General features: G+C 72.1%; 3 protein-coding genes. 1 reads left to right on the top strand and 2 read right to left on the bottom strand.

The features are described from left to right. Positions 1-1,010: PleD family two-component system response regulator (locus FNX44_RS24555; protein ID WP_500274211.1), on the top strand; the 1,010-nt coding region annotated here is incomplete at its 5' end. 108 nt (positions 1,011-1,118) lie between these two features. On the opposite strand, the gene FNX44_RS24550 is transcribed toward FNX44_RS24555, so the two are convergent. Further along, positions 1,119-2,774: a long-chain fatty acid--CoA ligase gene (locus FNX44_RS24550; protein WP_143651184.1), complete on the bottom strand. Its 1,656-nt coding sequence runs from the start codon at positions 2,772-2,774 to the stop codon at positions 1,119-1,121. A 249-nt stretch (positions 2,775-3,023) separates the two neighbouring features. Then, entirely contained in the window at positions 3,024-3,566 is a 543-nt protein-coding gene (locus tag FNX44_RS24545) for a SigE family RNA polymerase sigma factor (RefSeq protein ID WP_143651182.1), read from the bottom strand. Between the last annotated feature and the right edge of the window lie 573 nt (positions 3,567-4,139).

Genomic DNA, 4,139 nt, shown 5'->3' with positions numbered 1-4,139 from the left:
CCGCCACACCGACCGGCCACACCGGCCACACCGGCCACACCGCCACCCCCGCCGGGGACGTCGCGCAGCCGCACACCGGGCAGACGACGCCCGCGCAGCCGCTGCACCTCGGCGGCACACTGGGCCCCGGTGGTACGCCCCCGGCGCGCGAGTTCACCGTCAGCGCCCCCAAGGCCGGCGCGGCGGAGGGGCCCGAGCCGCTGGACGGGCCGAACGGCGCGGTGGAGATCGTGGCCGATCCGACGCCGTCGATGCCGCTGCGCCCCATGGACGTGGACGACGAACTCCCGCCCGAGCCGCTGGACAACCCGCGTCGGCTGCTGGTCTGGCCGGAACCGGACGTCACCACCCAGCAGGCGCTCACCGAGCGCGGCTACCGGCCCGTGATCGTCCACTCCCGGGAGGAGGTCGACGCGCAGATCGCGGCCTACCCGGCGGCCCTGTTCGTCGATCCGCTGACCGGGCCGATCACCCGTACGGCGCTGCAGTCGCTGCGCCAGGCGGCGGTGGCGGCCGAGGTGCCCGTCCTGGTGACGGCCGGTCTCGGTCAGGCGTCACGGGAGGCGGCGTACGGGGCCGACCCGGCCGTGCTGCTGAAGGCGCTCGCGCCTCGCGACAGCGAGCAGCACCCGCCGCGCGTGCTGCTGGTCGAGGAGCAGGCGGCGATCGCAAACGCCTTTGCCGCCACGTTGGAGCGGCGCGGTATGCAGGTGGCGCACGCCCCCACCGACACGGACGCGGCGGCCCTCGCCGCGCAGGTGCGGCCGAACCTGGTCGTCATGGACCTCACGCAGGTGCGTCGCCGCCGCGCGGGCGTCATCGACTGGCTGCGCGTCAACGGCCTGCTGAACCGCACGCCGTTCGTCGTCTACACGTCGGCGGCCATGGACGATCACCAGCTCGGCCAACTGGCTTCCGGCGAGACGGTGTTGTTCCTCGCCGAACGCTCCACCAGCCCCGAGGTGCAGAACCGCCTGGTCGACCTGCTCGCCAAGATCGGCGCCCAGTAGCCGCGACACGGGGTGAGGGGCGGCCGGTCGGCGACCGACCGCCCCGCCCCGTCTCGGACGCTCAGAGCCTCAATGCCTCAGAGCCTCAATGCCTCAGAACCTCGGACCTCAGACCTCGGTGACGTCCAGTTCCCCGGCCGCGTAGCGGGCCCGCAGCACCTTCTTGTCGAACTTGCCGACGCTTGTCTTCGGCACCGCCGGGATCACCGCCCACCGCTCGGGCAACTGCCAGCGCGCCACCCGCTCGGCGAGGAAGTCCCGCAGCTCGCCGTAGCCGACGTCGGCGGCGCCCTCCCGCAGCACGACGGTCGCCAGCGGCCGCTCACCCCACTTCTCGTCCGGCACCGCGACGACGGCGGCCTCGGCGACGTCCGGGTGGGCCATCAGGTGGTTCTCCAGTTCCACGGACGAGATCCACTCGCCACCGGACTTGATGACGTCCTTCGCCCGGTCGGTGAGCGTGAGGTAGCCGTCGGGCGAGATGGTGCCCACGTCGCCGGTGCGCAGCCAGCCGTCGGGGCTGAACTTGTCCTCGGGGCGCAGGGGTTCGTCCGCGTCGGCGCCGCCGTAGTAGGCGGCGGCGATCCACGGGCCGCGCACCTCGAGCTCGCCGGCGCTGGCACCGTCCCAGGGCGCGAAGCCGCCGTCGGGCGCGGCCAGTCGGGCCTCCACCGATGCCGGCAGCCGACCCTGCGTGAGCCGGTACGCCCAGGCCTCGTCGCCGCTCACTCCGGCGGGCGGGTGCGAGACCGTGCCCAGCGGCGACGTCTCCGTCATGCCCCAGGCGTGCACGAGCGTGACGCCGTGCCGCTCCTCGAAGGCCCGCATCAGGCTCGGCGGGCAGGCCGAACCGCCGATGACGACCCGGCTCAGCGAGGAGACGTCGCGCTTGTTCTGCTCCAGTTCGGCCAACAGCCCCTGCCAGATGGTCGGCACCGCGCCGGCGATCGTCGGCCGCACGGTCTCGATCATCTCCGCGATCGGGGCCGGCTGGAGGAAGCGGTCCGTCATCAGCATCGAAGCGCCCGCCATGAACGAGGCGTGCGGCAGCCCCCAGGCGTTCACGTGGAACATGGGCACCACGGGCATCGCGACGTCCGCGCTGGTCAGGGCGAACGACTCGGCGCTGTTGACCTGCATGGCGTGCAGGTAGACCGACCGGTGGCTGAACAGCACGCCCTTCGGGTCGCCCGTCGTGCCGGAGGTGTAGCAGAGGGCGGCGGCCTGCCGCTCGTCGATCTCCGGCCAGTCGTAGCTGCCCGGGCGGTCGGCGAGCAGTTCCTCGTAGTCGTGCACCCGCACCGACGCGCCGTCCAGCGCGGCCCGGTCGCCGGGGCCGACCACCACGACGTGCTCGACTGTCGGCAGCTTCGGCAGCAGCGGCACCAGCAGCGGCAGCAGCGTTCCGTTCACCAGGAGGACGCGGTCGGCGGCGTGGTTCACGATCCACACCAGCTGCTCCGGCGGGAGCCGCAGGTTGAGCGTGTGCAGGACGGCGCCCATCGACGGGATCGCCAGGTAAGCCTCCACGTGCTCGGCGTTGTTCCACATGAGCGTGCCGACCCGCTCGTCGCCGCGTACTCCGAGCTTGTCCCGCAGCGCGTGGGCCAGGCGGGCGCTGCGGACTCCCGTCTCGGCGAACGTCCGTCTGAGCGGCTCGGGACCGCCCGTCCACGTGATGATCTCCGCCGCGCCGTGGACGCGCTCGCCGTGGGCGAGGATGCGACTCACGGTCAGCGGGACGTCCTGCATCGTGCTCAGCACCGGGCCTCCTGAGGGTGGAAGGTTCGCGAAGCTCCACAAGAAGCGCGGCACGCCCACACGGGTCGGCGCTGGTCATCGGCAGGGCCGACCGTTGTTGACAGCCGCGTAACGTTCTCGCGGGCAGCCTGCCACCGACCGGCCGAACTGTCACGGGCCGGACCGAAAGTAGCGCATCTGTATACGAGTTACCGCCAGTCACCCGGTGCTCGGCCGGCTACCCGCCCGCCGGCCGGTCGGGTGCCGGCCCGGTCAGGCGGCCGCCTCCGCCGCCAGCTGGCCGTCCTCCCGCAGCTTCGCCAACGCCCGCGAGACCGCGCTCTTCACCGTGCCCACCGAGACCCCCAGCACCTCGGCCGTCTGCGCCTCGCTCAGGTCCTCGTAGTAGCGCAGCACGACCATCGCCCGCTGCCGTGCCGGCAGCCGCAGCACCGCCCGCCACAACGCGTCCCGCGTCGCCTGCTGCTCCGCCGGGTCAGGGCCCGGCGTCGGTTCGGGCTCCGGCAGCTCGTCGCAGACGAACTCGTCGACCCGCCGCTTGCGCCACTGCGAGGTGCGCGTGTTCAGCAGGGCACGCCTCACGTAGCCGTCCAGCGCCCGGTGGTCCTCGATGCGCTCCCAGGCGAGGTACGTCTTGGTCAGCGCGGTCTGGAGGAGATCCTCGGCGTCACTGGGATTGGCGGTGAGCGAGCGCGCCGTGCGCATCAGTACGGGCCCGCGCGCCCGGACGTAGGTGGTGAACGTCAGCGGCGTCACGAGGGGCGTCACGGTGGCGGAAGTCCCAGGCGTGGTCATGACTCAAACCTAGGTTCGCGGGCACCCCCCGGGGATCGACCGCAAGTCCTGAGGCTTCTCCATCTCAGGTTGTACTCGCCGCCTACCGTCCACCTCCCTCAGGGGGAGACGAGTACTCCGGAGATAGGGGCATCTCAGGGTCGACCCCGACTTGACCGCCCCCGGCAGGGCCTTCCGGCGACTGGAGACCGGCACGCGGAACGACCGGCACGCGGAACGACCGGGTGGCCGCACCCGAAGGTACGGCCACCCGGTCTGACCCGATCCCCATCGCGCGCCGGCGCTCCTCGACGCCGGCGCGCTCAACTCACCACACGCTCCCGACGCGGGCGGCACGGATGCTTGCCATGAACATTTCCTCCAGGAACTGACTGAGCTGTCCCGCCGGACGTTCCGTCCCGAACGTCCGGCGGCGATACGACGTCGCGGAGCCAGACTGCCCCGCGTGGGGCCGAAAAACCCCGGAACCAACCGGTTTCCCCCGCAGGAATGACCATCTGTCGACAAACCTCCGAGACGACACGAACCTCCTCGCACATCCAGCCGATCCCTCCCCCACACCTGTCACTCCCC

The organism is Streptomyces alkaliterrae (genome assembly GCF_007097205.2).
GTDB lineage: Bacteria > Actinomycetota > Actinomycetes > Streptomycetales > Streptomycetaceae > Streptomyces > Streptomyces alkaliterrae.
The sequence above is the reverse complement of the archived record's forward strand: the minus strand, read 5'-3'. Positions and strand labels throughout refer to the sequence as shown.